Here is a 26,325-nt window from a genome sequence, read left to right as displayed (position 1 = left end):
CAAGGTCATGCTATCCCGAAGAGGTCTTTTGACGGCGAGCGCCGCGATCAGCGCCAGCGCTATCAGCGGGCGAGTTCAAGCCGCGAGCATCCCCGAGGCGCCGATCATGGACAAGGCGGTGATGCAGCCGCCGCTGCGTCCCTCGACTGGGCCCGACTATAATCCCGTCGTCACTCTCAACGGCTGGACTTTGCCTTGGCGCATGAACGGCGACTGGAAGGAATTTCATCTGGTCGCCGAGCCGGTCGTCCGTGAATTTGCCGAGGGAATGAAGGTCCACTTATGGGGCTATAACGGTCAATCGCCGGGCCCCACCATTGAGGCCGTCGAAGGCGACAAGCTGCGCATTTTCGTCACGAACAAACTGCCGGAACAGACGACCATCCATTGGCACGGTGTGCTTCTGCCCAACGGCATGGACGGCGTTGGTGGACTCAATCAGCCCCACATTCCCCCGGGCAAGACCTTCGTGTACGAGTTCCAGATGAAGCACAGCGGGACGTTCATGTATCATCCGCATTCGGACGAAATGGTCCAGATGGCGATGGGCATGATGGGAATGATCGTGGTGCATCCGCGCGATCTCAGCTTCCGTCCCGTCGACCGCGACTTTGTGTTCATCATGAGCACCTATCTCGTCGATCCCGGCACCTACCTGCCGAAGATCACGGAAATGACCGACTTCAATATGTGGACATGGAACAGTCGGGTGTTTCCGGGCATCGATCCGCTGGCCGTGCGGCTCAACGACAAGGTGCGGGTTCGAATCGGCAACCTCACCATGACGAACCATCCCATTCACCTTCACGGGCATAGTTTCTCCGTGAGCTGCACGGATGGCGGCTGGGTGCCCGAAAGCGCGCAGTGGCCTGAAACCACCATCGATGTACCGGTCGGTGCCATCCGCGCGTTCGATGTTGTCGCTGACAATCCTGGCGACTGGGCATTTCACTGCCACAAATCGCATCACACCATGAACGCGATGGGGCACGATGTGCGCAATTTGATCGGCGTATCGAAAAAGGAACTCGCAAGAGCCGTCGGAAAGCTCGCTCCCGATGCAATGGTGATGGGATCGACCGGCATGGCAATGGGCGAAATGGAGATGCCTATGCCCGATAATACCCTGATGATGATGACCGGCTCTGGCCAATTCGGCCCGATCGAGATGGGCGGCATGTTCACTGTCATGAAGATCCGCGAAGACCTGGCGCGAGATGATTACGCCGACCCGGGCCCCTACAAATATCCTGCGGGCACCGTTTCCTATGAGGTCGACGCACCATCGCAGCAACCTGTGCGCAGGGACAAACCGGCGGGGGCTGCGAAGGAGGGCGACATGAAGGCAATGAAAGGCATGAAGGGAATGAAAGGCATGTAGTCTTCAGGAAACGACGGCCGCTTCGACCCACACTAGAGGAACAAGATCATGAAACACACCACGCTCTCTCTGATCGCTTTTGCTGCATTGACATCCATCTCCACCATCGCTTGGGCCGGCGCAGGCCCCAAGGGCCACAGCCACGACGATTCGTTTTCGGCCGGCGAACCGGGCGACCCCCAGAAGCCGGCGCGCGTCGTGCAGATCACGATGGGTGAAACGGACGGGAAAATGATGTTCATGCCGATGAAGATCGAAGTCAAGAAAGGCGAACAACTCAAGTTCGTCCTGCGCAATAACGGAGAGCTGGACCACGAACTCGTGCTTGCGACGACGGCCGAAAACCTCAAGCACGCCGAAGCCATGAAAAAGACTCCCGACATGGAGCACGACGATCCGAACGCGAAGCGGCTCGCGCCGAAGAAGGCCGACGAGATGGTTTGGAAGTTCACCAAATCGGGCGAGTTCGAATATTCCTGCCTGATTCCTGGGCATCGGGAGTCCGGCATGGTCGGCACTGTGACCGTGAAGTAATGGACCTCATCAAAGTCGAAAAAATGAAACTTTTGCAAATCGCCGTCATCTTCGCCTCGATTGTCGCGTCCAAGGCTGCATTCGCCCAGAACGCGATGGTCAAGGGCGAGGTGAAAAATATCGATGAAGCCGCGGGAAAGATCACGCTCAAGCACGGGGCGATCAAGAACCTCGAAATGGACGCAATGACGATGGTGCTGCGCGTCAGCGATCCCGGCATGTTGAAGAATTTGAAGATTGGCGACAAAGTCAAATTCGAAGCCGAACGTGGCCAGCAGGGAGTGACGATCACGAAGATGCACAAGTCGAAATAGGCAACTCTGGCGCTGAGGAGACGTGAAACGACCGGACGCGTCAAACGTGAATGCAGAGCAAACCGAACGAAGGAGTTGAAAATGAAGCCAAACAAGTTCGCAATCACCGCCCTTGCACTGTCACTCGCATGGTCGTCAACTGGCGCGCTTGCGCAGACCGCGATGGTCAACGGCGAAGTCAAGAAGATTGATGAGGCCGCGGGGAAGATCACTCTCAAGCATGGTCCAATCAAGAACCTCGATATGGACGATGACGGGATGACGATGGTCTTCCGTGTCAAGGATTCATCGATGCTCAAGCAGGTGAAGGTCGGTGACAAGGTCCAGTTTGAAGCTGAACGGGCGTCAGGTGGCATTACCATCACCAAGATGCAGAAAGCTAAATGAACGTCTGCCGGTGCCGCGCCTAAACGGATGCGGCACCGGTATCGGTTGCACGCATGCGCGACTATCTCCCTCTCGCAAGGAGCAACTGTGCCGCCTCCGTCCAACGGTTTAGCAAAGCTTGCGCAACAGGCGCCGCCACTCGTATTTGATCGTGCCAGCGGCCAACTGACGGGCGCAAGCCCGCTTGTTCGTGCTGCGGTCAGCGCGTTGCAGGCCGGATCGGCTGCGACGAAGGCGATGGGGCACCGCGGGTATGGCGTCGGGTGCCGAGTTGTCGGATCGGTCATGGCACCCCGCGAACTCCTCGTGCGATTGAACGAGGATGCGCTTTTTGCAATGCCTTTCTGCGACGCATACTGGAGCAGACTGCTCAATTGCAGCTACGATTATGAACGAGAGATCGAGGCGTTTCTGAGTGCCGCTTGTCAGGATCACTACACCTTGCTGGATTGCGGCGCCAATTTTGGTTACTGGTCCGTTCTTGCCACGAGCCGCCCGTTCGGCGCTCAGCAGGCGATTGCCATCGAGGCATCCAGCTCGAATGCCGAGCGTTTGAAACGCAACGCCGAGCTCAATGGGAATCGCTTTCGCTATCTGCATGCCGCCCTCGGCGGCCGAAGCGGCGAGATTGTGCGTGTCGCGGGCGCCAAGCACGAAAAGTTTGCAACCGTTCCGCTCACGCAATCAGAGCCAGGGTGCGTTGAGACTGTGTCGCTCGATGGGTTAGCCGAGGCAGGGCTGATCGATGCCTCAGGGCCGCTTGTCATCAAGCTGGACGTCGAAGGCGTCGAGATCGAGGCTTTGCGCGGCGGGCAAGGTCTGCTCAAAACTGATTGTGTCGTGATTTGCGAAGAGCATGGCTCCGATCGGACGCATGCGGTTTCGCGCTATCTCGCAGAAGAGACCTCGCTCAAGCGCTACATATTCGATGAGGAGAATGGCGTTTTCATGCAGCTTGAAGAGCTCGACGGTCTCGCACGAATCAAGAAGCATCCTTGGGTCGGATACAACGTCTTCGCCACGGCCAGCAAACGCTGGCGCGAAAGGCTGCTATCGGCGAGGTGGACATCCAAATGACCAAGCCGGACGACACCCGTTCGCAGCCACAATGCGCCGGTATTGCAGGGCCAGGCAGCGCTATTTTCGTGCGGAGGGCGCATATTTCTGACTGTTCAGCCATCGCGCAGCTGGCTCATGCGGCCAGCGGGGACGTGATTGAATTCATTCTGGGAGGCTTGGGTCAGAGATCGGCCGCGCTGAATGTTTACCGCCAGATGGTGTGCGAGCCCGGCGGCATCTTCTCGTTCGAACGATGCGTGGTCGCACTCTCCGGAAGCACCGTTGTGGGAATGGCGAACGCGTTTCCGGCGAGTCTGCTTCGTAACGAATACCCCGTTCCTAATCCGACCAGCCGCGACTTGCTGCTCCAACCCCGGTTCGAACTGAACGATTGGTCGAGCTATCTCCTCAACAACATCAGCGTTCTGAGGGATTGTCGACGAGCGGGCGTGGGAACCGCCTTGCTGAACGCGGTCGTTCGCGATGCGAGACGTGAGAAGCACGCCTCTTTGACGCTTCACGTCTGGGCGGACAACGAAGGTGCCGTCGCATTCTACCGCAGGTTTGGCTTTCGCCAACGTGGCCGCGCGCCGATTCCGTGGCATGTCGATTTGCCCCACGAGGGCGGAAGTTTGCTCATGAAGCTACCGCTACGCGCTCTCCCTAATGTGCCCTTTTTCCAAAACGAGGATCACGCGTGATCGCTCTTCCCTACGACTACTTCCTGATCGCTTGGTTCGCGCTCTCGTTTGCGTCCACCGCGTTCGTCGCCTTCGATCAATTCAACGGCAATCCCGAGCCGACGGTGATGAAGTGGGGTTTCATCCTGGTCACGCTCTATATGGGTCCGTTTGGACTGGTGCTCTACGTGCTTGCGGACAAGGAGCCGCGTCCGGGCGAGCACGAGCACTTCACTTCGCCGCTGTGGAAGCAAGGCGTCGGCAGTACGATCCACTGCGTAGCTGGCGATGCGACCGGTATCATTCTGGCGGCCGCCATCACGGCATCTATGGGACTGCCGATGTGGATCGACCTGATCGTCGAGTACCTCGCCGGCTTCTCCTTCGGCCTGTTCATTTTCCAATCGCTCTTCATGAAGAAAATGATGGGGGGCACCTACTGGGACAACGTCCGCAAGAGTTTCATGCCCGAATTCATCAGCATGAACGCCATGATGGCCGGCATGGCGCCGACGATGAGCCTGCTGATGATGGGCCGGGACATGCGCGCGATGGACCCCCTCGAATTGATCTTCTGGGCCGTGATGTCGCTTGGCGTCATGGTCGGATTTGCGACGGCCTATCCTTTCAACGTCTGGATGGTAAAGAAAAAGATCAAGCACGGCCTGATGACCGAGCGGGATGACGGCCGGCAGGGCAGCGGTCAGCGTCATGAAGGGCACGGAGGGGCAGCGGCGCCATCGGCCGGACATGGGCAGCAAGGCGCTGGACACCAGATGGCCAGCGAGGCCACGACACCTCAACTGGCAGCGCTCGCAGGCGTCACAGCGTTCTTATTTCAGGAATGGTTATCCCCGGTTTCTCGGTCAATCTTCGGCTCAGCGCGCGCGACGTCAACGGCTCCATCATGCCTCCCGGTATGATCGACACGTTCGATCTTTCCGGGGAAGCAATGAGAGAAATGGCTGCCGTCAAGCCTTCGCAAGTGACCTACGTCGCCTCGAAGGACGCCAAAGGAGATCAACTCCTTCAGCCGCGTGTGGAAAATGGCATCAAGGTCTTCGACATCGAAGCATCCGTCATTCGCTGGAATATTCTTCCCGAGGTTGCGGCTGAGGCCTACGCGTATAACCGGCAGGTCCCGGGACCGCGCCTGCAGTTGACTGAGGGCGACCACGTGCGGATCAATGTCCGCAACTTGCTTCCGGAGGGCACGACGATCCATTGTCACGGGCTGATCGTCCCGAACGAAATGGACGGGCCGGCAAAAATCACTCAAGATCCGGTGCCGCCTGGCTGCTCGTTCACCTACGAGTTCGAGGTTGGGCAGAGCGGTACATATTTCTACCATAGCCACGATCATCCGGACCGGCAACAGGCGTTGGGCCTCTACGGTGCGCTACTCATCTCGCCAAAAGATCCTTCGATGGAAGTGGAAGCTGACCAAGATTACACCATACAGCTGCAAGAATGGCTGAAGCGGGAATGGCTGACCTATCCGGCCATGCTGATGGAGGGAGCGCTACCGAATTACTTCACGATCAACGGCAAGGCTTATCCCTCCACTGACACGATCACCATGAAAGTGGGTGAGACGATCAAGCTTCGCTTCATCGGTACGAACAACAACTTCGTGCATCCGATGCATGTCCACGGCGGACCGTTCGAAGTCGTGGCGGTCGACGGCGTCAACCTCAAAGATAGCGCTCGCTATCAGGCCGACACGGTGAATGTTGGTCCGGGTCAACGTTACGACGTGGTCTGGACGGCAAGGCGGCCGGGCAAATGGCTCGTTCATTGTCATATCCCGCATCATACCGCCAACAACAATGTGGAACAGCATGGCGGCGGCGGATCGACGCTGGTTCTCGACGTGCGATAGGCCAATGACTAACCGTCAAATCAAGTCGACGGAACAGGACATGCCGACGTGCATCGGCGATGGCCTGCGCTGTTATCGGAGGTACCCGAACAGTATCGCAGCCTGGCCTGGCTCCAAAGGTGAGCGCAGGCAAGGCGACGCAAGTTCACCTCTTGATGGCTTGCGCGCAGATGTGCCGCATCGCCGCACGCTCATGCGCCATAGATCGCCTTATCCCCGCGCGCGTTCCCGAAGAGTGCGCTGCGACTTTGCTCCGAGCAGCGGAAAGGAATTGCAATGCGCCAGCAAAATGGAGGAATGCGTCGAAGCTGGTCGGTTTTGCTCAGGACGCTGTCAGGTGATCGCGATCCAATGCGGGGAGCCAACGATCAATCCGCTCACGGCAATGCGACCGAAGTCATGAACGCCTGCTGCGGACGTCGCCCCGGGACCTGGTCCGGATTCCACGCGCCACGATGAATTACATGACGAAGATCACGACACCGGAGGACCATGGGCCTGCTACCAAGACGCCCGCGAGGGACGGCCGTGACTTGAGGCTCGACCTTTTTCGAGGGCTTGCCAACTGGGCGATCTTTCTCGATCACATCCCGAACAATGCAGTGGCATGGCTGACGACCAGGAATTACGGCTTTAGCGATGCTGCCGACCTGTTTGTCTTCATCTCCGGCTACACGGCAGCCCTGGCTTACTCCAAACCCATGCGCCGCGATGGCTTTTGGGCAGGTGCAGTCAAGTTAATGCGGCGCGTCTGGCAAATCTATGTGGCGCACATTCTCCTGTTCGTTGTCTACGTCGCGGCGATCGGCTGGGTCGCGCAAACCTATCGTCACTCGCACCTTTTGGACGAATTCAATGTTGCCGGGCTCATCGCCAACCCGATTGGGTATCTCACCGCGGGGCTGCTGCTCAAGTTCAAGCCGTTGAACATGGACGTGTTGCCGCTCTATATCGTCTTGATGGCATTTTTTCCCGTAGTGCTGCGCGCGATATTGGCGTTGCCCAACGCCACGCTCCTCTGCTCGCTTGGCCTGTATTTTCTTGCACCCTTGCTTGGCTGGAATCTGCCCGCTTGGCCCGAGGGCGTCTGGTATTTCAATCCTTTCGCCTGGCAGCTCCTGTTCGTGCTTGGCGCGTGGAGCGCTCTTGGGGGAGCGACGCAAGCGGGCTGGTTGTTAACCTCTCCGGCGGCGCTGGGCGTCTGTATCCTTTACCTGGTCTTCGCACTGATCGTGGCGCTGCCGCAAAATTTGGGGATGCAATCATCCGCGCTCGCCTCGGTGTCGAATGGCTTGGCCATAGACGACAAAACCAATCTTGCTCCCTCACGTCTTCTGCATTTTATGGCCTTGGCCATCCTGACTGTTCACCTCGTACCTCGCCGCAGCCGCTGGCTTGGCAGTCCAGTCCTGCGTCCCATGCTGCTCTGCGGGCGCCATTCGCTCGAGGTCTTCTGTGTCGGTATCTTCCTGTCGTTCGTCGGCCATTTCCTGCTCGAACTGATCTCCGATTCTTTGCCTATGCAGCTCGCTGTGAGCATCGGCGGTATCGCGATTCTCATTGCAGTCGCCTGGCTGAGATCATGGTCGCCCAAGGATTCGCGGAACCCTTCAGGTCCGGATCCTTCCAGCGCCGACGCAAGACGACAATGACGGAACATGCCGCAGGAAGGCGGACAATCGGAGCCTCGATCTCAGGATGGCTGAAGAGCGCAGTTTTTCGGGTGCGCGTCGGCGCCGCGCGCTTGATATACAACCGCATACTTCTGTCCATGGTGACCGATGTTGAGTGGTGCTCTCGCCTATACCCCTTGCTTGATTCCGATTTTGGCGAGCAGGTGCTGATCGTCGGGCCGCAGAGCTTTGCGGCGGCATTGTCCTTCGCAAGGCGCCACCCAGATGTCTGCTTTGTTGCAGTCGAGCCGCACGAAAGTCGACGGTACGCGCGCTCTGCGCGGCGCCGAGACCTCAACAATGTCAACCTTATTGAAGTGCCCGCGAACGCGGAGCTTCCATTCACGGACGAGGCATTCGATACGATCGTCTGCAATTTCGCCCTGCATAGCCTGGTGCCGGTAAATAAAATTGCGCTGCTGCGGGGCCTTACACCTCTTTTGCGCCAGGGCGGTCGTCTCCACGTCGTCGAGTTGGTCCGGCCAGCTGCGAGCCGAGAAGCCAAGATGCTCGGCTTTGCGGCGGTGCTCTGGGGAACTGAAGCTGTTGCACCGCATTTTGATGACACCTGGCGCAGCTGCCTGTCGCTGGCCGGGTTGCGAGCACTGGCGCCGGACCGGTCGTTTTCGATCGTCGCGGGCAGGATTTCGGTCGTGGTGGCCAGTCGCAAGCGTCCTGGCTCTAAATCAATAAGAGACCCCAAAAGAGAACCCAAAGATAAGGATTGATATAGTGAGAAAACTCTTACTCGCGGCGGCTCTGCTTGTCAGCGGCATTGCAATAGGAGCGATCGTGTTCATCACGTCAGGGACATATGACATCGGAGCCGACACACCTCACTGGGCGCTGACGCGGCAGATCATGGAGCTCACGCGCGAGCGCTCCATCGCGGCTCGCACCGCCTCTCTGACCTCACCTGATCTTTCCGACGAGCAAGGAATACTCAAGGGTGCCGGACAGTATGCCGCAATGTGCGCGAACTGTCATTCGGAGCCCGGCAAGCCTGATACAGAGTTAGGAGAAGGGCTCTATCCTAAACCGCCCAGCCTGTCCGAAACGAGTCTGGATGCAAAAGCGATATTTTGGGTGACAAAACATGGAATCAAGATGACGGGGATGCCTGCCTGGGGACGCTCCCATGATGACGCCACGATCTGGAACATCGTCGCCTTCGTGGTTAAACTGAAGGGCATGTCCAGCGCTCAATACCAGGAGATCATCGCGAAAGCTCCGCCCGACGATGACATGGAGAACATGCCCAACATGCGTCAGCAAAACACGCCCAAATCATCTTCCGAGGCAAACAAGCCGGCTGGGCACCAACACTGACTACGCAGCGGTGCAAGCGAGGCTAGTCGCTTGCACCGCGTTTCAGCCCATGGCCAAGGCTCTCGTTCGAACCAAGAGTCATTCGAGCTGAGATCCTACTGCCTAGCCTTTTTTGTCCTCTTTTTTGTCTTCCTTTTTCATTTTCGCCTGAAGCTCTTTCAGATCCTTCTCATTCTGCTGGATTGTCTTGCGCGCCTCTTTGGCGGTTTCACCGTCCTTTGTGTTCTTGAGAAGGGCCTCAGACATGTCAATCGCGCCCTGATGATGCGCGGCCATGCCCTTCATCCATGCCATCTCAGGGTCGGCGTCCATCATCCCCTGCATCATGGACTTGTTCATCTTGTCCATTGCAGACATAGCGTCTTTCTGAAATGGGTTCATATTCTTGTCCGACATGCCCTGCATGGATCCGCCGGACGGCGTGGTTTGCGCCTGCTGTGCGACCGCCGGGAGGCTCCCCACGACCAGCAATGTCGCGGCAAATGCAAACTGACCAAGCTTTTTCATCCTAAGTTCCTCGTTTTGGTGTTTAGATTTCGACACCCGCGTGAACGATCCTATATGGCCCTGGTTCCTGACCAAGCGAGCCACGCCAGTTACAGGCCAGACGACCTCCCAGCTACGGTCACCCAGCGGTGGCCGCATCGAGCAAGGCCGGACGCAGCGACAATCAGGACGCTGGCGCTCATTAGCCTTTGGGGGAAGAATTCCGGGCCGTCATTGCCTGGTGAACTGCGCGCGAAGGCGCCCGTTACTGGAAAGCCAATCGCGGCGCTCGACGGCTGCGCAGCCAGCGGCAATCCTCTCGGTAACTCCGGGGTTACCCTATCCCGTCCCTGTTCGCCGCTCTTTCTGCTCCAGGCGGCTCGGCAGCCCGGTCGACCAGCCACCAGGAGAGGGGAGCAGGTTAGGGGCTTCGGAATTGCTCTACTCTCCCAACAAAGTCTCTACCCATGCCGTCCGCCGTTTGGAACGTTTGAAGATAACCGCCGTTTGCAGGCTCGGAGCAGAGGATGCGGCGGTGCGCCGCAAGCTCCAGGGGCGTCAATTGGAGTACCGGCATGAGCAGAGTGGACCATAAACACGAGCACCGCGGCGATGACGATGCGCTGAATCGGAGCATCGATGACTATCAGCTCTATATCGGGGATGGCGGTTCCAACCGTTACTCCGGTTCGAGCAGTGATATGAACGTCGCGTTTGGGCGGGGTGGCAACGATCAATTGTCGGGCTCTTCGAAGGACGACGACCTGATCGGGGGAGCCGGCAACGATTTCCTCACGGGAGGCATGGGCGCCGATCACCTCGTCGGCGGCGCAGGCAACGACCGATTGATGGGTGGGGACCAAGCTGACATGCTGATGGGCGGTCCGGGCAACGATATCCTGAACGAAGGGCCCGGTCACGGCGATTTGGAAGGGGGGCCGGGCAACGACATCCTGACGGGCGGCTTGGGTGCCGATGCTTTCGTCATTTCGCCAGACAGCGGCAATGATATCATAAAGGATTTTCGCGCTGGCCCTGGAATGTTCGATCATATCGCAGTCATGAATCTCGAACCCGAGCAACTGCGTTTCGAAGACACCAAGGGGGGCGTGCTGATCAGTTGGGATACCAGCAAAGGAGACGGCTCTGTTCTGCTCGAAGGCGTCTACAAAAATGACCTGGCCCAAGATGACTTCATGTTTACCGACGAGCGTCACCTGCTCAATCCGGTTGACGAAAACGCACATCGTGTCACTGCTGAACATCTGGGAACGACGGGTGGTAATGAAGCTGGCCCCGGTCCGACAGGTGCTACAACCAGTCCATCATTCAACAGCGCTTTCGATGACAACAATGTAAAATTCGGAAGCGATGCTCAAAATGACACGCTTCTAGGCACCGCCAAGAACGACTTCTACTTTGGCTTGGCCGGCAACGATTATCTTTCCGGCGGAGCCGGCGACAATCACCTCGACGGCGGAGCCGGCAATGATTCCCTTGTCGGAGGACCTGGACAAGACGACCTGCGTGGCGGTGATGGGAATGACAAGCTTTACGGCGGCGCCATGGGCGACAGCTTGATGGGCGGGGCAGGCAACGATTACCTGAGCGGAGGTGCAGGGCACGACATGCTCGATGGGGGCATGGGCAACGACATCTACAATGGCGGTGCCGGCGCTGACGCGTTCATTGTCGCGCACGGCAGCGGCAACGATGTGGTCATCGGGGGCTTCGATCCAGGTCCCGGGGCGTTCGATCACATCGCATTCACTGACATCATGCCGAACGAAGTCACCGTGGCGGATTCCGCTTCGAACCACGGGGATGCCCATACAGGCGTGCTGGTTGCTTGGGGCGATGGGTCGATATTCCTGGAGGGGCTCGCCAAGAGCCAGATGGCTCAGGATGACTTCATGTTCAACGCCGTGGAAGGCGGGGCCTTCGTGCCCGATTCCCAAATCAGCACCGAGGGAAGCCGAATGCTGTTTCAGAACGGGCATCCCGATTGGCCCATGGCGTGAGGCTGTTCTCCTCCCCTCACGTCTCTCGTGGTGCGAGCCATCATGGCTCTGCATCACGAGGGTTTTTTTGAGAGACAGATGAGTGCGCAGGATTCTTCTTTGGCCTCAGGGCGCAGCGACGACAAGGAGACAAGCCGGCCACAGCTCGGGCCTGCGCTTGTCGGGATCGCCTTTCTAAGCGCGCTTGTTAGCGTCCTTTACCTGACCGGCTCGCTCTATATGCTCGAAGTCTATGATCGAGTCTTGCCGAGCCGTAGCATTCCCACCTTGATTGGCTTGAGCGCTATTGTTGCGGGGCTCTATATATTTCAGGGATTTTTCGACTTGATGCGTTCTCGGCTTCTTGTCCGACTGGCCGCGGTTGTGGACCTGGCTCTTCGCCGAAAGGTCTATGAAGCGGTGGTGCAGGCGCCTTTGAGACGGGCTTCGCGGGGCGAAGGGCTTCAGCCCTTGCGGGATCTCGATCAGATTCGATCCTTCTTGTCGAGCCCCGGACCGGCCACTCTGTTTGATCTCCCGTGGGTGCCAGTCTATGTCCTGCTATGCTTCGCCTTCCACTTCTGGATCGGGATGGTCGCCTCGATTGGCGCTATCTTGCTCCTTGCCTTGACACTGGCGACCGAGCTGTTGTCACGGCGACCAACACAGCGTTCGGCGAGCGCTGCAGCAGCAGCCATGGACTTGGCGGGAGCCACGCTAAGAAATGCTGAAGTGCTCCGAGCCCTTGGTATGGTGCCGCGCATGGCCGATCTTTGGGAGCAACGGCGCGATGCTCACGGCGGCAATTACGCGCGCGTGGCCGACGTGGCCGGCGGATTAGGAGCCATCACCAAGGTCATCCGTTTAGGCCTCCAGTCGGGCGTACTGGCTACAGGGGCCTGGCTGGTGGTCCAAGGCGAAGCAACCGGCGGCATCATGATTGCGAGCTCCATCCTGTTGGCCCGCGCACTCGCGCCGGTTGAGCTTGCGATCGCCAATTGGAAGGGCTTTGTTGCGGCACGCCAAAGCTGGAGCCGCTTGCGTGCCTTCCTGCTGCGCTCGCCTCAGAAACATCCGACCGTCATGCTGCCCCCGCCATCTCGCCAGATCAGTGTCGAATCGGTCAGCTTGGCGGCTCCCGGGGGGGAGCGCTTGTTGCTACGCGACGTTAATTTCTCCCTCTCTGCCGGACAGGTCTTGGCGGTCGTGGGACCATCGGGCGCGGGCAAGTCGTCACTCGCGCGCGCGCTTGTGGGAGTTTGGGAGGCAATAAGGGGCAGGATCAGGCTCGATGGCGCACCGCTGGATCAATGGTTGCCCGAGCAGCTCGGCCGTCACATAGGTTACCTGCCTCAGGACGTTGAGCTGTTCGAAGGCAGCGTTGCCCAGAATATCTCACGCTTTTTGCCTGATGCGCCCTCAGGGTCGGTGATCTCGGCTGCTGCGGCTGCCGGCGTCCACGACTTGATATGCTCTCTGCCTGATGGATACGATACCGAGATCGGACCGCGTGGGACGTCATTGTCGGCCGGCCAACGCCAGCGCATCGCACTGGCGCGCGCGCTTTTCGGCGATCCTTTTCTGGTCGTGTTGGATGAACCAAATTCCAGTTTGGACGCGGACGGCGAGGCTGCGCTGCTGGAGGCAATCCGGCGCGGGCGCGAAAAAGGGATCGCGTTCGTCATTATGGCCCATCGACAAACCGTCCTCGCGGTCGTGGATCTCATCCTTGTTCTCGGAGCCGGCCAAATGCGGGCGTTCGGCGCAAGAGACGAGGTGCTGAAGGCTTTGAGACAGGCAGATCCTTCTGACAAAGCTGAGCATCTGCCCCAAGGCACGCGAGCCCTTACCCCGCAATCGGGTGCATCGTTGCGGATCACTCGAGTGGGCACATGATGACCGGCTCCGCAGACCTCCATCGGTCGGTTCGTCGCCACTTGCTATTGAGCTTGGTGGGAGCTGCGCTGCTGCTGGGCGGCTTTGGTGGCTGGGCTACAACCGCCGAGCTCGCCGGCGCGGTCGTCGCATCAGGATCCTTGGTCGTCCGCTCCAGTGTCAAGAAAGTCCAGCATCCGACGGGCGGCGTCGTCGGAGAGCTACGTGCTCATGAAGGAGACGTCGTAAGCGCGGGAGACGTCCTGATCCGGCTTGACGAAACCGTAACGCGCGCAAATCTGGCCGCGGTCGAAAATAGCCTGATTGAACTTTACGTGCGGCAGGCGAGGCTAATTGCCGAACGCGATGCTGCCGACACAGTCGAGCAACCGTCCTCCTTGCGTGACTTTTCGGATGAGGCCAGAGCCGCCAAGGTGCTCGCTGGCGAGCGAAGATTGTTCGAGCTGCGGCAAGCCTCGCGCGCGGGACAAAAAGCCCAGCTTCGCGAGAAGATCGGACAAATCACAGAGCAGATCCAGGGCTTGAACGAGCAAATTGCCGGCAAAAAGCAAGAGGTCGAGCTGATCAACCGGGAGCTCGTCGGCGTGCGCGAGCTCTGGGCCAAAAGCCTCATTCCGATCCAGCGCATGACCGCGCTGGAACGTGACGCAGCACGCATCAAGGGAGAGCACGGCCAGCTGATGGCTTCGACCGCGGAAGCCAAGGGAAAGGTTTCCGAAATCCAGTTGCAGATCATCCAAGTCGACCAAGATCTTAGAAGTGAGGTTGCAAAGGAGCTTCGTGAAACGGAAGGCAAGATCGGAGAACTCGTTGAGAAACGCGTTGCAGCTCAGGATCAGCTAAATCGAATAGACATTCGATCGCCGCAAAGCGGCATTGTTCATCAGCTCTCGGTGCACACGATCGGAGGAGTTATCAGCCCAGGCGAGCAGCTGATGCTCATCGTGCCTCAAGCCGATGTTCTTGTAGTCGAGGCGAGAATTGCGCCAAAGGACATTGACGAGATCAGACTGCGACAGCCAGCGATCCTCCGCTTCACGGCCTTTAATCAGCGCACGACGCCCGAAGTCGGGGGCACTGTGACGCTGGTGGGCGCCGATGAAATCAATGATGAGAAGAGCGGCAAGTCGTACTTCAAGGTTCAAATCACACCGTCGCCAGAAGATTTGGACCGACTGAAACACGAGAAGCTCGTGCCCGGAATGCCCGTTGAAGCCTTCGTCCAAACGGCTTCCAGGACAGCCCTTTCGTATTTCGCAAAACCTATCAGCGATCAGCTTACTCGCGCCTTTCGCGAGCAATAAGCGCGAGGGTCGGATTGACGCGCTTCTTACAGAAAGACATCTTCGCTCTGCCCGAGGCACAACCGCTGCCTTGGACATCAGGCGCAGAGATTTCAATCGCCTTTCGGGTAGTCCTTGGTGACGGAGCGATCCCAGCCAGGGTAATGTTCACGGGTTCGCTTGCCAAGCGGCGGACTGAGAATGGTCAATCCGAGACCTGAGACCACGCTGCTCCAGGAACGCCGCTACCGTTGCCGCTCGACGCCCACGACGCTTGCAATGAGCCACACGCCGAAGATGACGACCACTAGCTGCAGCATCCGCGTCACGTCAGCGGTCGCGACAATTGCAACTGAGAGCGTCAGTGCTGGTCATTGTTGGCCATCGCATTCCTCATCCCGAAGGCGAGCCATATGAACATCAGAAACACGCCGATGCGGCATGCAGGAAGCGGGATTTCGGGGCAAAGAGATGCCTCGTGTTGAATCAGTCCAGAACGCGCTCCAGCTCGAGAGCCCATCCGATTGATCGTCTGCCCCCCATCGACTGCATCACCTCGAAAGAACGTGCGAATGAGGGGCTTTCCGCGGCAGCGGGTCAGTACAAGAACTGGCATCGCGGCGACTTCTTCCAGTCTGAGCGGGATGATCATGAGCCTGCAAGCGCCGCAACGAGTGCAGACCTGCTCCAAGACCGATCACGATAGGGTGGATGATGACGAACTGATGCTGATCTGATGGCCCCCTAGGGAATGACGAGGATGCCGAAGAAGATCACCGTCCAGGGCATCGTCTGCGCACAGTTATGGGGCCCATCGTCGCCATCAAAATATCAAGTATCTAGCAATAGCGCCAAGAGTGGACCGGAAGGGCTTGCGAGCACAACTCCGAAGGTTCCGCGGTTCCTTGAATGCCAAAAGCCGCCAGTTAGTGTGGCCAGGCGGTCACATTCAGACAGAATATCTTTGCCGAGGCGCCGCTCTTACGCTTCTTGCTGCATGTTATTGAGACTGCAGCTCCCCGTGCGGGTACTCTCGATCGCCTCTGCCGAACTTCGGCGCCGAACCGTGTAGGAGATTGGACATTGAACGAGCTCAGCCGCCGCCAATTGCTCCGTCTCGCCTCCCTGTCCGGTGCTGCTGGCTTGGCCTCGTCAGCACTCCCGAGCTGGGCGCAAAGCAGCCCTTTACATCCACCAAGCCGGCTTTCGGAAGTTTCCGGGAGTAACATTGAGCTGACGCTCGACAGAGCGGTTTGGCCGGTCGATGGAAAGGCAGGCTCGGCGATAACAATCAACGGCACGGTTCCAGGTCCGATACTGCACCTGAAAGAGGGACAAAGGGTACGGATAGCTGTCACGAACCGTATGGACGAGACCGCCTCCATACATTGGCACGGCATGCTGGTCCCGTTTCGCATGGACGGCGTGCCCGGCGTGACATTTCCGGGGATCCCTGCGCGCAGCACGTTCGTCTACGAGTTTCCTGTCATTCAAAACGGAACGTATTGGTACCACAGCCACTCTGGCTTTCAGGAGCAGGTCGGGCTGTACGGGCCCATTATCATCGATCCAAAAGGCGCTGATCCTGTTCGCTATGATCGGGAGTATGTGGTGATGCTCTCGGACTTCAGTTTCCTGTCTCCGGAGCTGATCATCCAACGATTGAAGCAGGAAGGCGGCGTGTTTAACTATCAACGGCAAACTGTCGCCAGTCTGCTCGCCGGCCGCGACCAAACACTGGCCGAGAGGCTGCAGTGGGCCAAGATGCTGATGGACCCGACCGATATTTCCGATGTCACAGGTGCGGTATATACATTCCTGATCAACGGGCATGGACCGGAAGATAACTGGACGGGTCTGTTCAAGCCAGGCGAGCGCATCCGCTTAAGATTCATCAACGCGGGCGCGCAGATGGTGTTCAACGTGCGGATACCCGGTCTGCATATGACTGTCGTTGCCGCGGACGGACAGATGGTGCGGCCGGTCCAGGTGGATGAATTCCAAATCGGCAACGCCGAAACCTATGATGTCATCGTTCAGCCTCGGGAAGATAAAGCCTATACGATCGTGTCCGAAGCCGTCGACCGTTCCGGCATGGGGCGAGCTACGCTCGCTCCACGGATGGGAATGACGGCGCCGGTGCCGCCACTCCGCGAGCGGCCGCTGGCGACGATGAAAGACATGGGCATGGACATGTCCGCCATGAAGATGAGCGACATGAAGCCATCGGCAGCATCCAACAACGGAATGTCGGGTATGTCGAGCATGCCTGGTGGCGCCCAGATTTCCGGTCGAGCTCGAAAAGGGATGCAGCAGTCAGCCGGCATGCAAGGAATGCCCGGGATGTCCGGCAAGCCGGGCATGAGTTCGATGTCATCATCCACGCCGCCCGGAATGGCTCCTCCCAAGCCGCGCGGTTCTGACGTGATGAGCGGACCGGAAATGGACATGCGTGATCCAAAAAATGCTCCGGGCGTAAAGATGGGACCGGGTGTCCAGACGATCGCGCCCATGCCGCAGGATCGAACAGGCGATCCGGGGATGGGGCTTGAAAGCGTAGGGCATCGAGTGCTGACATACAGAGATTTGATCGCCTTGGAGCGCAATCCCGACGCTCGCACCCCCACCCGTGCCCTTGACATTCATCTCACGGGCAACATGGAAAGGTTCATGTGGGGCTTTGATGGAGAGAAATTCAGCGAAACCACAAAGCCCTACACGTTCAGAAAACGCGAGCGTGTGCGTGTGACGCTGATCAACGACTCCATGATGCTCCATCCCATCCACCTGCATGGCCATTTTTTCGAGGTGGTGAATGGAGCTCCCGAAAGCCACAAACCACGTAAGCATACGGTCAACGTCTTGCCCGGTGGAAAGGTGAGCTTCGACATCACTGCCGAACCCGGAGACTGGGCCTTTCATTGTCACATGCTCTACCACATGCACGCCGGCATGTTTCAGGTGTTCAGTGTGCGGCCACTCTCAGGTGACAACGCATGAACAGGTCTGTGCTGATCCTAGCGGCAGCCGGCATCGGGACTTGCAGCGTTCCGGCGGCAGCTCAAATGAGTGGGAATATGCCTGGCATGAACATGCCGGCGAGCCAGCCGAATGCGGCTAAGCCGCAGAAAAAGCCTGGGGATCGAAGGGCACCGGCAGCTGCAAAGAAGTCGCCGGCTTCGCAATCCGCTCAGGATATGTCGATGCCGGGCATGCAAATGCCAGGAATGAAGCCGGCAGGAGGAAAAACCGCTCCCGCCGCGGCCCCCATTCCATACTCACCGCCTCCTCCGCCTCCGGCATATCACGCTGCCGACTATTATTACGATCCAGCGCAGATGGCCGAGGCGCGCCGCGAACTTCGCCAAGAGCAAGGCGGAGGGATCTATTCGAAGGTATTTTTCAATATAGCTGAATTCCAATTGGGCCAGCCGGGCGGCTACCGCTGGGACGGGCAGGCTTGGCTCGGCGGCGACATCAACCGGTTCGTTGTCAAGAGCCAGGGCGATGGGAGCCGTCGCGAGGGTCTCGACAGCGCTGAAGTCCAGTTGCTCTATTCGCGAGCCGTGGCTCCCTATACAGACCTCCAGGCAGGTATTCGCTACGACTTCAAGCCGGATCCGACGCGGGCCTATCTCACGTTCGGCGTGCAGCAACTGTTTCCCTATTGGTTCGAGTTCGACGGAGCTCTCTTTGTTTCGAACAGAGGAGAACTGCTCGGCCGGCTCGAAGGCTCTTACGATCTGCTCTTAACTCAGCAGTTGGTCCTGCAACCCCGCGCCGAACTGAATTTCGCTGCTCAGAATTCGCAGGACATTGGAGTTGGAGCCGGCCTCTCCAACTCCGAGTTGGGACTGCGCCTGCGATATGAATTCCGCCGGGAATTTGCTCCCTATATTGGCATTTCGTACGATCAGAAACTAGGGAATACGGCTGAGTACGCAAAGGCTTCGGGCAAGGACAGCGGCTCAACGAAGTTCGTTGTGGGGCTTCGCTCCTGGTTTTAGTCGCAGCCGAGCGCATCGTCCCCTTTCGGCTTCGAAGCCGTGATGATCTTGGCTGTTTCGCCTCAGAGCGGCTCGCGGACGACAAGATTGGATTGGAGCAGAAAACCACTCAGGATCGCTTGCGCACGTGACCTTGCCCCACGGACTTAATCCAGTTTGAAGTTCGCTCTGGCCCACGACAAGGACCAGAGCATGAAGCGCAGCCGCTTTTCGGAAGAACAGATCATCGGGATTTTGAAGGAGCATGAGGCCGGCGTGTCGGTCGCCGATCTGTGCCGCAAGCATGGCGTTAGCGACGCCAGCATCTACAAATGGAAAGCCAAGTTCGCTGGGATGGAGGTCTCGGAGGCCAAGCGGCTGAAGACGCTGGAGGACGAGAACACGCGGCTGAAACGGCTGCTGGCCGACGCCATGCTGGACAACGCGGCCTTGAAGAACCTCTTGGGAAAGAATGTATGGTCCGCCCCGTCCGTGCAAGGGTTCGCGACATCGCCGACGACGATTCCAGTTGCATAAATGTATCCGGCCTCTCGCGAGTGGACTGCTGTTGCAGCCAGGCCATGATGAGAGTATCCCTCCGGCGGCGGCCGTCTTGTGAAGTTTGGGCGTCTTTCTGAGGATGTGACCTTAAGTCTAGCCTTAAGGTCATGCCGCTATGCAGGTGAAGGTATTGGGCGCCGAGCGCCGGCGCCGATGGCGTTACGACGAGAAGGTCCGACTTGTTGAGGAGACCTTGCAAGCTTGTGAGACGGTCTGCGGGATCGCGCGCCGGCATGGGGTGGCTCCGAGCCTGCTGTTCACCTGGCGTCGGCAGGCGCGACAGGGCCGCCTGGGCGGTGACGCGGTGTCAGTTCTCGTTCCTGTCGAAATCACTCCGGCGCCGGCTCCGATATCGATCAGCGCGCCGCAACCGGCGTCTTCGCCGCCTGCGCAGCGTGCGAGGACTGGAATCATCGAGATCGAACTTGGCGGAGGCTGTCGCGTTCGGGTTGACCGGGACGTCGACGGTGAAGCGCTGCAGCGCGTCCTTGAGCTTCTGAGGCGGCGATGATCCCGATTCCAAGCGGCGTCAGGGTCTGGATTGCCACGGGCCACACGGACATGCGGTGCGGCTTTCCGAGCCTGGCTCTCCGCGTACAGGAAGTGCTCAAGCACAACCCCATGGGCGGTGGTCTTTTCTGCTTCAGGGGAAAACGCGGCGATCTTTTGAAGGTGATTTGGCATGATGGTCAGGGGGCATGCCTGTTTACAAAAAGACTTGAGAGAGGAAGATTCATCTGGCCTTCGGTTGCGGGCGAAGCAGTGACGATCTCTCCGGCGCAGTTGAGTTATCTCTTATCTGGAATCGACTGGCGCAACCCTCAAGAAACACGGCGTCCAACGCGAGTTGGATAGCCTTTTTACGATTGAATCTGCAGCCTGATCTGATTCAATGGCTTCATGACATCGAAGCCGGGCGCTCTTCCTTCGGACCTCGCGAGTGCCTACATGGCGCTGCTGGCCGAGCGTGAGGCGTTGCAGGCTGAACGCGATGTGGCCGTCGCAGATGCCGCCAACGCGCGGGCGGAGCTGTCGGACAACGAGGCGCTGATCGCGCATCTCGAGCTGCGGATCGAGAAGCTCAAACACGAACTGTACGGGCAGCGCTCCGAGCGCACGGTGCGGCTGATCGAGAGTTGGAATTGGAGCTCGAAGAACTCGTCACCACCGCGAGCGAGGATGAGCTTGCCGCGCAGGCCGCGGCGGCGAAGGCCCAGACCGTGCGCGCCTTCACGCGCAAGCGACCGGTGCGTAGGCCGTAACCCTCCGGTGAAGCTTTCAATTACCCACAAATGCTTGATTCTATTGCGATAGCCCCGATCGAAAAATCTTGAATCGGATGAATCGCTTGTGATTCATTGTCGAGCACCTGAATCGCGGCGGCGAGGTGCCTTGATGCGTTCAAGCGGAACGACGTGTCGTTGGTCGGCCAGCCCGGATGATGGTGCTGAAAGCGCCGTCGAACATTGGACGGAGCGGGAGATCGACAAAGCAGCTTTCAAAGATGCCCGTCTGGGTCAGCGATTTGGGGAGCTGTTGAAGCAAATTGGTGACGGCATGGGCGGAAGCATACCGCTCGCATGCCAGGACTGGGCGAGCACGAAGGCGGCCTACCGCTTCTTCGCCAACGAACGCGTGGAGGAAGCTGACATCCTCAGCGGCCACTTCGCCGCCACACGCACGCGCTACGACGATTGTACGGGCCCAATTCTCCTCATTCAGGACACGACGGAATTCTCCTACCAACGTGCGAATACGAGCGCCATCGGCCTGACCAAGAGCGTCAATAGCGGCCGGGACAAGGATGGCCGTTGGCGTCATCACACGGTCTGCGGAATGCTGATGCATTCCAGTCTCGCCGTAACTGTCGAGGGCCTACCGCTGGGATTGGCGGCGGTGAAGTTCTGGACACGGAAAAAGTTCAAAGACACCGCGCAGCTCAAGAAGAAGATCAACCCGACCCGCGTTCCCATCGAGAAGAAGGAAAGCGTTCGCTGGCTCGACAATCTCAGGCAATCGATCGAGCGGCTCGGACAGCCGGCGCGTTGCATTCATATTGGCGACCGCGAAAGCGACATCTACGAATTGTATTGCCTGACGCAAGAGCTTGGCGCTCACTTCCTTGTCCGCGCCTGCGTCGATCGGCTGGCAGGCGACGGCGGTCATACGATTGCAACCGAGATGGAAGAGACCAGCGTCAAAGGCTTGCATTACATAGACGTGCGCAACGACAAGGGTGAGACGACGAAGGCCGCGCTGGAAATCAAGTTCAAGCGGATCGCAGTCTTGCCTCCCATCGGGAAGCAGAAACGTTATCCAGCCCTCGACCTGACGATAATCCATGCCACCGAGCGCGGTACGCCAAAGGGCCGTAAACCAATTGAATGGAAGCTCATCACGGACCTAGCCGTCCGCAGTCGCTCCGAAGCAATCGAGAAGATCAACTGGTACGCCATGCGATGGAAAATCGAGGTGTTCCATAAGATCCTGAAATCGGGTTGCAAGGCGGAAGACTCAAAACTCCGGACGGCGGAGCGACTTGCCAATCTAATGGCGGTCTTCTGCATTCTTAGCTGGCGCGTCCTCTGGCTCACCATGCTCAATCGCATCGCCCCAGACGCGTCACCGAAACTCGCGTTGACGGACACCGAGATCGCGTTGCTCGATCGACTCATCAGCGGCGCCAGCCATCGACGATGTCGCCCTGGAACCCTTGCATTCTACTTGACCAAACTTGCACGATTGGGTGGCTACCTGGCCAGGGCCGCCGATCCGCCACCCGGAAATGTTGTCATCTGGCGCGGACTCTCCAGACTCACTGATATCGAACTCGGCGCCGAAATCGGAGCGGCCGGAAATGTGGGTAATTGAAAGCCGGTGAAGGCCGCGGGTTAGCTGCGTTTGGCGCGCTTGCCTTCGGGTTTGCGTGACCATTTTTTGGCGAGGGCCTCAACTTCCGTGGTGAGCCACTCGGCCTCGTCGATGTCAGGATCGAAGTCGTCGCCGATCCATTCGGTGAGTTCGGCGTGGCGTTCGTGGGTGGGGTCCTTGATGGCTTCGAGGAGTTCGGCATAGCCCCAGGGACCGCCACAATCCTCGGGAGGACAGCGGCCGCTGACTTCGATCAGACGCGGATAGAGCACGCCTGGCTCGGGATCGATGAGGCGCTCGACCTTGATCGAGTGCTCCCAGCCGTCACCGAAGTCATAGAGGTATGTGAGCTTCTTTGTTCCGACATCTTCGAGGATATCGGTAAGCCGAGCCTTGCGGGCATCGAGGAACTCGCCGACGCCCCAATCTGCATCCGGGTAAGGCGTGCTCCACCCGACGTCGCCGGCGCGCAGCTCGTAGAGATGGCTGTTGGTCCAACCCATGGCCGCTCGGATGGTCAGGTGCAGGCGGTCGAGCTTGATGTCGAATGGCACATCGACCCGGCGCAGAACCACCGGCTTGACGTCATCGAGCGTAATCTTGAGGCGAGCGATTCCGACGGTCATACCGCCAGTTTACGGCGCTCTATCTCGGAGGCCCAGCTCCATGGCAGGAGTTCCTCGAACCTGTGGACAGCGTGATCGTTGATGCGGGCCAAGACGTCCGCCAGCCAGGCTTGCGGATCGACGTCGTTGAGCTTTGCCGTCATGATCAGCGTCGCCATGATAGCGGCGCGGTCGGCACCACGTTCCGAGCCGGCGAACAGCCAGGACTTGCGGCCCAAGGCAAAGCCGCGCAGCGCGCGCTCCGCCGCATTGTTTGTCAGGCAGATCCGCCCGTCATCGGTGAAGCGAGCAAACCGTTCCCAGCGGCGCAGCATGTAATCGATTGGCTTGGCGACCGCGGACGAGTTCGACAGCCGGGCACGCTGCTCGCGCAGCCAAGCTTCCAATGCCGTTAAAAGCGGGGCGCTTTGTTCTTTGCGCACCCGCAGCCGCTCTTCGGCGCTTTGGCCGTTGATGCCGCGCTCAATATCGAACAGTGCATCGATGCGCTTGACCGCCTCTAGGGCAATCGGCGAGATCGCCGCGGCGTTCTTGCCGGCCCTCGCATTGGCGGCGATGTCCGCCAGCTCAAAAAACTGCCGGCGGGCGTGGGCCCAACAGAGTGCAGGCGTGATCGGTCCCTGCGCGCGCGAGGCGTCATATAGCTCATTGTAGCCGCTATAGGCATCGGCCTGCAGGATGCCAGAGAAGCTTTGGAGATGCCGTGTGGGATGCTCCTGCCGCCGGTCGCGCGAGGCGTAATAGAGCGCACCCGGCGGCGCCCGTCCGCCGAACGGCCGATCGTCGCGCACATAATGAGATGGACGGTCCCCGCCCTGATAAGCTGCGAAAGGGCACCCAAGAAGGAGGACAAGCTATGGTGACAATCGGGCTTGATATCTCGAAGAGCTGGTTTCAAATCCACTGGATTACGGCGGATGGAGAAATTATCCGCAAGAAGCTCGCCCGCGGGAAGGTTCTCGATTTCTTTTCACGGCTTCCAAGTTGTCTCGTTGGTCTTGAGGCTTTGCGGCAGCGCTCATCATTGGGCTCGTGAACTAATAAAGCTTGGACACAAAGCACGTCTTATGCCGGCCCGCTACGTCCGAGCCTACGTGAAGACAAACAAGCATGATGCTGCTGATGCGGAGGCGTGCTGGGAAGCCGTCCAACGGCCTGGCATGCGCTTTGTCCCTGTAAAAACCGTCGAACAGCAGGGAATTTTAATGCTACATCGCACGCGAGATTTGCTTATTCGACAGCGCACAGGCGCGATAAATGCTCTGCGTGGTCATTTGGGCGAGTTGGGAATCGTGACCGGGAAGGGAAAAGCAAACGCGAGAGAGCTCATGGCACTCGTGGACGTTGACGAGCGCATCCCACAGAGCGCGCGTAGCGCTCTTTCAATCCTTGTCGATCAGATCGAAGACCTTGAGCTACACATTGAAAGCCACGAGAAAATGATCCTTGCAACTGCCAAAGACAATGAAGTCTGTCGGCGTCTCATGAAGGTGGCGGGCATCGGCCCATTTGACGCCACCGCCCTGGCGGCGTCTGTCGATCATCCACAACAGTTCGCTTCGGCAAGGCATTTCGCCGCCTGGCTTGGATTAGTACCGAAGCAGCATTCGACCGGGGGAAGGGAGCGTTTGGGCGGTATCAGCAAGCGCGGCGACGGCTACATTCGTAAGTTGCTAATACATGGCGCCCGAGCGGCCGTTCATCGCGTCCGTATCCATCAGGTCACCAATACCTGGATAACAGAGCTGCTCGGCAGGCGTCCCTTCAATGTCGTGACGGTGGCGCTCGCTCACAAAACTGCACGGATCGCTTGGGCGATCATGGCCAATGGTGAAGAATACCGCGCAAGTATAAATCGAGCGTGGCTCCGTTTGCGAGGGCAAAGCAGAGTGATGGCAACCAGTCGGACCGGGGTCGGCTAAGCCCGTTGGACCTATCGAGCTTCAGAGCTCGCCAACGTAATTGGGCGCCGATCCGCGGATCTCATCAAGGCTCGTGGCATGCCATAAAGCCGGATAGATAGCTGCAAACGATCGTTAGCCAAAACAAAGCAAATGGCCTTGCAAAGCGGGGACCGTCCATAGATAGGTCCAGATCCGCCCGGTCGTGCACTTGCTCTTGGCCAGGATGCGGATGGTGGTGTCGTCGCCATGCAGACGCTCGGCAGCGAGCACATGACGCTCGATCAGGTGGAAGAGCGGCATGACGGCGAAGGTCCCGTGGCCGACCTGATCCGCCAGCGTCGATCCTCTCGGCCTTAAAGCGCGCACTCTGGCGATTGAGCGGGATGTGCATACCGAACTTGTCGAACAGGATCGTCGCCAGCAATTGCGGGCCGATGAAGCCGCGCGGCGTGGCATGGAACGGCGCCGGCGGCTGGCTGATCTTCTCGCAATCGCGGCAGGTGAACTTCTCGCGCACTGTCTCGATGACCTTGAAGCGACGCGGGATCTCCTCCAGCGTCTCGGTCACATCCTCGCCGATCTTCGCCAGTCGCGATCCGCCGCAGCAGGCGCAGCTCGTCGGAGCGTCAATGACGACGCGCTCGTGTTCGATATCGTCCGGCCAGGGCTTGCGCACTGGTCGCTTGCGCGTGAAGGGGCGGACGTTCTGCGTCTTCGCCGCCGCGGCCTGCGCGGCAAGCTCATCCTCGCTCGCCGTGGTGGCAAGTTCTTCGAGCTCCAATTCCAACTGCTCGATTAGACGCGCCGTGCGCTCGGAGCGCTGCCCGTACAGTTCGCGTTTGAGCTTCTCGATCCGCAGCTCGAGATGCGCGATCAGCGCCGCGTTGTCCGACAGCTCCGCCCGCGCACTGGCAGCCACCGCCTCGGCTCGCAGCCGCGCCTCACGCTCGGCCTGCAGCGCCGCCAGGGCACTCGCAAGGTCCGATGGAAGATCGTCCGGCTTCGCTATCATGAAGCCATTGAATCAGATCAAGCGCCAGATTCAAACGCAAAACGCTATCCGACCCGCGTCGGACGTTGGGTTTCTTGAGGGTTGCGCCAATCGATTCCGGACAACAGGTAGCTCATCTGCGCCGGTGAGATCGTTACGGCTTCGCCCGCAACCGATGGCCAGATGAACTTTCCTCTCTCGAGTCTTTTGGTGAACAGGCATGCTCCTTGGCCATCGTGCCAGATCACCTTCACAAGATCGCTTCGGCGACCGCGGAAGACGAACAGATGACCGCTGAGCGGGTCCTTGCGCAGCACCTCCTGCACTTGGAGTGCTAACGACGGAAAGCCTCGCCGCATGTCCGTGTAGCCCGTCGCGAGCCATACTCGCGCGCCCGTCGGAACCGGGATCATCGGCGTACCAAAGCATTGATCTTCCCCCGATAAAGTGGACGGGTTAAGCGGCTTTTAGCTCCATCTCGA

General features: G+C 58.9%; 20 protein-coding genes and 6 pseudogenes. 21 read left to right on the top strand and 5 right to left on the bottom strand.

The annotated features are described in order from the left end of the window. The first annotated feature begins 7 nt into the window (after positions 1-7). The 10 genes and pseudogenes from AX729_RS09045 (at position 8) to AX729_RS09000 (ending at position 9,239) form a co-directional block, all read left to right on the top strand. Positions 8-1,381 carry a multicopper oxidase family protein gene (locus AX729_RS09045; protein WP_057196696.1) on the top strand — a complete coding sequence of 458 codons (1,374 nt, stop codon included), beginning with the start codon at positions 8-10 and terminating at the stop codon, positions 1,379-1,381. A gap of 48 nt (positions 1,382-1,429) precedes the next feature. Then, the gene (locus AX729_RS09040) at positions 1,430-1,915 is read left to right on the top strand and encodes a cupredoxin domain-containing protein (protein ID WP_057196695.1); all 486 of its coding nucleotides are present in this window, start codon (positions 1,430-1,432) and stop codon (positions 1,913-1,915) included. Between the two features lie 23 nt (positions 1,916-1,938). Further along, the gene (locus tag AX729_RS09035; protein ID WP_057196779.1) at positions 1,939-2,229 is read left to right on the top strand and encodes a copper-binding protein; all 291 of its coding nucleotides are present in this window, start codon (positions 1,939-1,941) and stop codon (positions 2,227-2,229) included. 81 nt (positions 2,230-2,310) lie between these two features. After that, positions 2,311-2,616, top strand: coding sequence for a copper-binding protein (locus AX729_RS09030; RefSeq protein ID WP_057196694.1), 306 nt, complete (start codon positions 2,311-2,313; stop codon positions 2,614-2,616). Positions 2,617-2,703: 87 nt separating this feature from the next. Next, the gene (locus tag AX729_RS09025) at positions 2,704-3,693 is read left to right on the top strand and encodes an FkbM family methyltransferase (RefSeq protein WP_057196693.1); all 990 of its coding nucleotides are present in this window, start codon (positions 2,704-2,706) and stop codon (positions 3,691-3,693) included. Continuing rightward, the gene (locus tag AX729_RS09020; RefSeq protein WP_057196692.1) at positions 3,690-4,376 is read left to right on the top strand and encodes a GNAT family N-acetyltransferase; all 687 of its coding nucleotides are present in this window, start codon (positions 3,690-3,692) and stop codon (positions 4,374-4,376) included. Before AX729_RS09025 ends, AX729_RS09020 begins: the two co-directional genes overlap by 4 nt. Further along, positions 4,373-6,237, top strand: a pseudogene (locus AX729_RS09015) (multicopper oxidase domain-containing protein). Before AX729_RS09020 ends, AX729_RS09015 begins: the two are co-directional and overlap by 4 nt. Before the next feature lie 464 nt (positions 6,238-6,701). Further along, positions 6,702-7,889, top strand: a complete 1,188-nt coding sequence (locus tag AX729_RS09010) for an OpgC family protein (RefSeq protein WP_082528976.1) — start codon at positions 6,702-6,704, stop codon at positions 7,887-7,889. After that, a complete protein-coding gene (locus tag AX729_RS38500) occupies positions 7,886-8,638 on the top strand; it encodes a class I SAM-dependent methyltransferase (protein ID WP_162250058.1) in 753 nt (250 codons plus the stop codon). Before AX729_RS09010 ends, AX729_RS38500 begins: the two co-directional genes overlap by 4 nt. Positions 8,639-8,642: 4 nt before the next feature. Beyond that, positions 8,643-9,239 carry a c-type cytochrome gene (locus AX729_RS09000; RefSeq protein ID WP_063817233.1) on the top strand — a complete coding sequence of 199 codons (597 nt, stop codon included), beginning with the start codon at positions 8,643-8,645 and terminating at the stop codon, positions 9,237-9,239. Positions 9,240-9,341: 102 nt separating this feature from the next. Here the strand turns inward: AX729_RS09000 and AX729_RS08995 are convergent, their stop codons facing one another. Next, positions 9,342-9,746 (bottom strand): DUF305 domain-containing protein, encoded by a 405-nt coding sequence (locus AX729_RS08995; RefSeq protein ID WP_057196690.1) that lies wholly within the window; start codon positions 9,744-9,746, stop codon positions 9,342-9,344. Positions 9,747-10,300: 554 nt separating this feature from the next. Here AX729_RS08995 and AX729_RS08990 point away from each other — a divergent pair. The 10 genes and pseudogenes from AX729_RS08990 to AX729_RS08955 all read left to right on the top strand — a co-directional run bounded on the left by AX729_RS08990 (position 10,301) and on the right by AX729_RS08955 (position 22,322). Next, complete coding sequence (locus AX729_RS08990; RefSeq protein WP_057196689.1) at positions 10,301-11,746, top strand: calcium-binding protein; 1,446 nt, start codon at positions 10,301-10,303, stop codon at positions 11,744-11,746. Between the two features lie 42 nt (positions 11,747-11,788). Beyond that, entirely contained in the window at positions 11,789-13,621 is a 1,833-nt protein-coding gene (locus tag AX729_RS08985; protein ID WP_063817232.1) for a type I secretion system permease/ATPase, read from the top strand. Further along, positions 13,618-14,925, top strand: a complete 1,308-nt coding sequence (locus tag AX729_RS08980) for an HlyD family type I secretion periplasmic adaptor subunit (protein ID WP_502686905.1) — start codon at positions 13,618-13,620, stop codon at positions 14,923-14,925. Before AX729_RS08985 ends, AX729_RS08980 begins: the two co-directional genes overlap by 4 nt. A 1,062-nt stretch (positions 14,926-15,987) precedes the next feature. Next, positions 15,988-17,904, top strand: coding sequence for a copper resistance system multicopper oxidase (locus AX729_RS08975; RefSeq protein WP_057196688.1), 1,917 nt, complete (start codon positions 15,988-15,990; stop codon positions 17,902-17,904). Beyond that, positions 17,901-18,911, top strand: a complete 1,011-nt coding sequence (locus tag AX729_RS08970; protein WP_063817231.1) for a copper resistance protein B — start codon at positions 17,901-17,903, stop codon at positions 18,909-18,911. The genes AX729_RS08975 and AX729_RS08970 overlap by 4 nt, the downstream gene beginning before the upstream one ends. A 192-nt stretch (positions 18,912-19,103) precedes the next feature. Beyond that, positions 19,104-19,367: pseudogene (locus AX729_RS08965) on the top strand (transposase); the annotation flags it as partial. 199 nt (positions 19,368-19,566) lie between these two features. Continuing rightward, on the top strand, positions 19,567-19,962 hold the full coding sequence (gene tnpA, locus AX729_RS41750; RefSeq protein ID WP_057196686.1) for an IS66-like element accessory protein TnpA: 396 nt from the start codon (positions 19,567-19,569) through the stop codon (positions 19,960-19,962). Next, positions 19,959-20,306, top strand: coding sequence for an IS66 family insertion sequence element accessory protein TnpB (gene tnpB / locus AX729_RS38495; protein ID WP_082528963.1), 348 nt, complete (start codon positions 19,959-19,961; stop codon positions 20,304-20,306). Before tnpA ends, tnpB (AX729_RS38495) begins: the two co-directional genes overlap by 4 nt. 45 nt (positions 20,307-20,351) lie before the next feature. Continuing rightward, positions 20,352-20,710 (top strand): annotated as a pseudogene (locus AX729_RS38490) (IS66 family transposase); the annotation flags it as partial. Positions 20,711-20,846: 136 nt separating this feature from the next. Next, complete coding sequence (locus tag AX729_RS08955) at positions 20,847-22,322, top strand: IS4 family transposase (RefSeq protein WP_082528962.1); 1,476 nt, start codon at positions 20,847-20,849, stop codon at positions 22,320-22,322. A gap of 20 nt (positions 22,323-22,342) precedes the next feature. Here the strand turns inward: AX729_RS08955 and AX729_RS08950 are convergent, their stop codons facing one another. Together AX729_RS08950 and tnpC are read right to left on the bottom strand one after the other, a co-directional pair. Then, entirely contained in the window at positions 22,343-22,897 is a 555-nt protein-coding gene (locus AX729_RS08950; RefSeq protein ID WP_245325098.1) for a plasmid pRiA4b ORF-3 family protein, read from the bottom strand. A gap of 47 nt (positions 22,898-22,944) precedes the next feature. Then, positions 22,945-23,742: pseudogene (gene tnpC / locus AX729_RS08945) on the bottom strand (IS66 family transposase); the annotation flags it as partial. 62 nt (positions 23,743-23,804) lie between these two features. Between tnpC and AX729_RS08940 the strand changes: the two are divergent. Then, a pseudogene (locus tag AX729_RS08940) lies at positions 23,805-24,870 on the top strand (IS110 family RNA-guided transposase). Between the two features lie 159 nt (positions 24,871-25,029). On the opposite strand, the pseudogene AX729_RS08935 reads toward AX729_RS08940, so the two are convergent. Together AX729_RS08935 and tnpB (AX729_RS08930) are read right to left on the bottom strand one after the other, a co-directional pair. Next, a pseudogene (locus AX729_RS08935) lies at positions 25,030-25,864 on the bottom strand (IS66 family transposase); the annotation flags it as partial. Between the two features lie 44 nt (positions 25,865-25,908). After that, entirely contained in the window at positions 25,909-26,256 is a 348-nt protein-coding gene (gene tnpB, locus AX729_RS08930) for an IS66 family insertion sequence element accessory protein TnpB (RefSeq protein ID WP_057198635.1), read from the bottom strand. Positions 26,257-26,325 lie beyond the last annotated feature (69 nt).

It is taken from the genome of Bradyrhizobium sp. CCH5-F6 (assembly GCF_001556045.1).
GTDB lineage: Bacteria > Pseudomonadota > Alphaproteobacteria > Rhizobiales > Xanthobacteraceae > Bradyrhizobium.
The sequence above is the reverse complement of the archived record's forward strand: the minus strand, read 5'-3'. Positions and strand labels throughout refer to the sequence as shown.

Bases quoted from the DNA above. Each gene is read 5' to 3' on its own strand.
- AX729_RS38500 (WP_162250058.1), top strand. From the start codon at position 7,886: ATGACGGAACATGCCGCAGGAAGGCGGACAATCGGAGCCTCGATCTCA.
- tnpA (WP_057196686.1), top strand. From the start codon at position 19,567: ATGCAGGTGAAGGTATTGGGCGCCGAGCGCCGGCGCCGATGGCGTTAC.
- AX729_RS09035 (WP_057196779.1), top strand. From the start codon at position 1,939: ATGAAACTTTTGCAAATCGCCGTCATCTTCGCCTCGATTGTCGCGTCC.
- AX729_RS08980 (WP_502686905.1), top strand. From the start codon at position 13,618: ATGATGACCGGCTCCGCAGACCTCCATCGGTCGGTTCGTCGCCACTTG.
- AX729_RS09030 (WP_057196694.1), top strand. From the start codon at position 2,311: ATGAAGCCAAACAAGTTCGCAATCACCGCCCTTGCACTGTCACTCGCA.
- AX729_RS08995 (WP_057196690.1), bottom strand. From the start codon at position 9,746: ATGAAAAAGCTTGGTCAGTTTGCATTTGCCGCGACATTGCTGGTCGTG.
- AX729_RS08955 (WP_082528962.1), top strand. From the start codon at position 20,847: ATGCGTTCAAGCGGAACGACGTGTCGTTGGTCGGCCAGCCCGGATGAT.
- AX729_RS09045 (WP_057196696.1), top strand. From the start codon at position 8: ATGCTATCCCGAAGAGGTCTTTTGACGGCGAGCGCCGCGATCAGCGCC.
- tnpB (WP_057198635.1), bottom strand. From the start codon at position 26,256: ATGATCCCGGTTCCGACGGGCGCGCGAGTATGGCTCGCGACGGGCTAC.
- AX729_RS08990 (WP_057196689.1), top strand. From the start codon at position 10,301: ATGAGCAGAGTGGACCATAAACACGAGCACCGCGGCGATGACGATGCG.
- AX729_RS09020 (WP_057196692.1), top strand. From the start codon at position 3,690: ATGACCAAGCCGGACGACACCCGTTCGCAGCCACAATGCGCCGGTATT.
- AX729_RS09010 (WP_082528976.1), top strand. From the start codon at position 6,702: ATGACGAAGATCACGACACCGGAGGACCATGGGCCTGCTACCAAGACG.
- AX729_RS09040 (WP_057196695.1), top strand. From the start codon at position 1,430: ATGAAACACACCACGCTCTCTCTGATCGCTTTTGCTGCATTGACATCC.
- AX729_RS08970 (WP_063817231.1), top strand. From the start codon at position 17,901: ATGAACAGGTCTGTGCTGATCCTAGCGGCAGCCGGCATCGGGACTTGC.
- tnpB (WP_082528963.1), top strand. From the start codon at position 19,959: ATGATCCCGATTCCAAGCGGCGTCAGGGTCTGGATTGCCACGGGCCAC.
- AX729_RS08985 (WP_063817232.1), top strand. From the start codon at position 11,789: ATGGCTCTGCATCACGAGGGTTTTTTTGAGAGACAGATGAGTGCGCAG.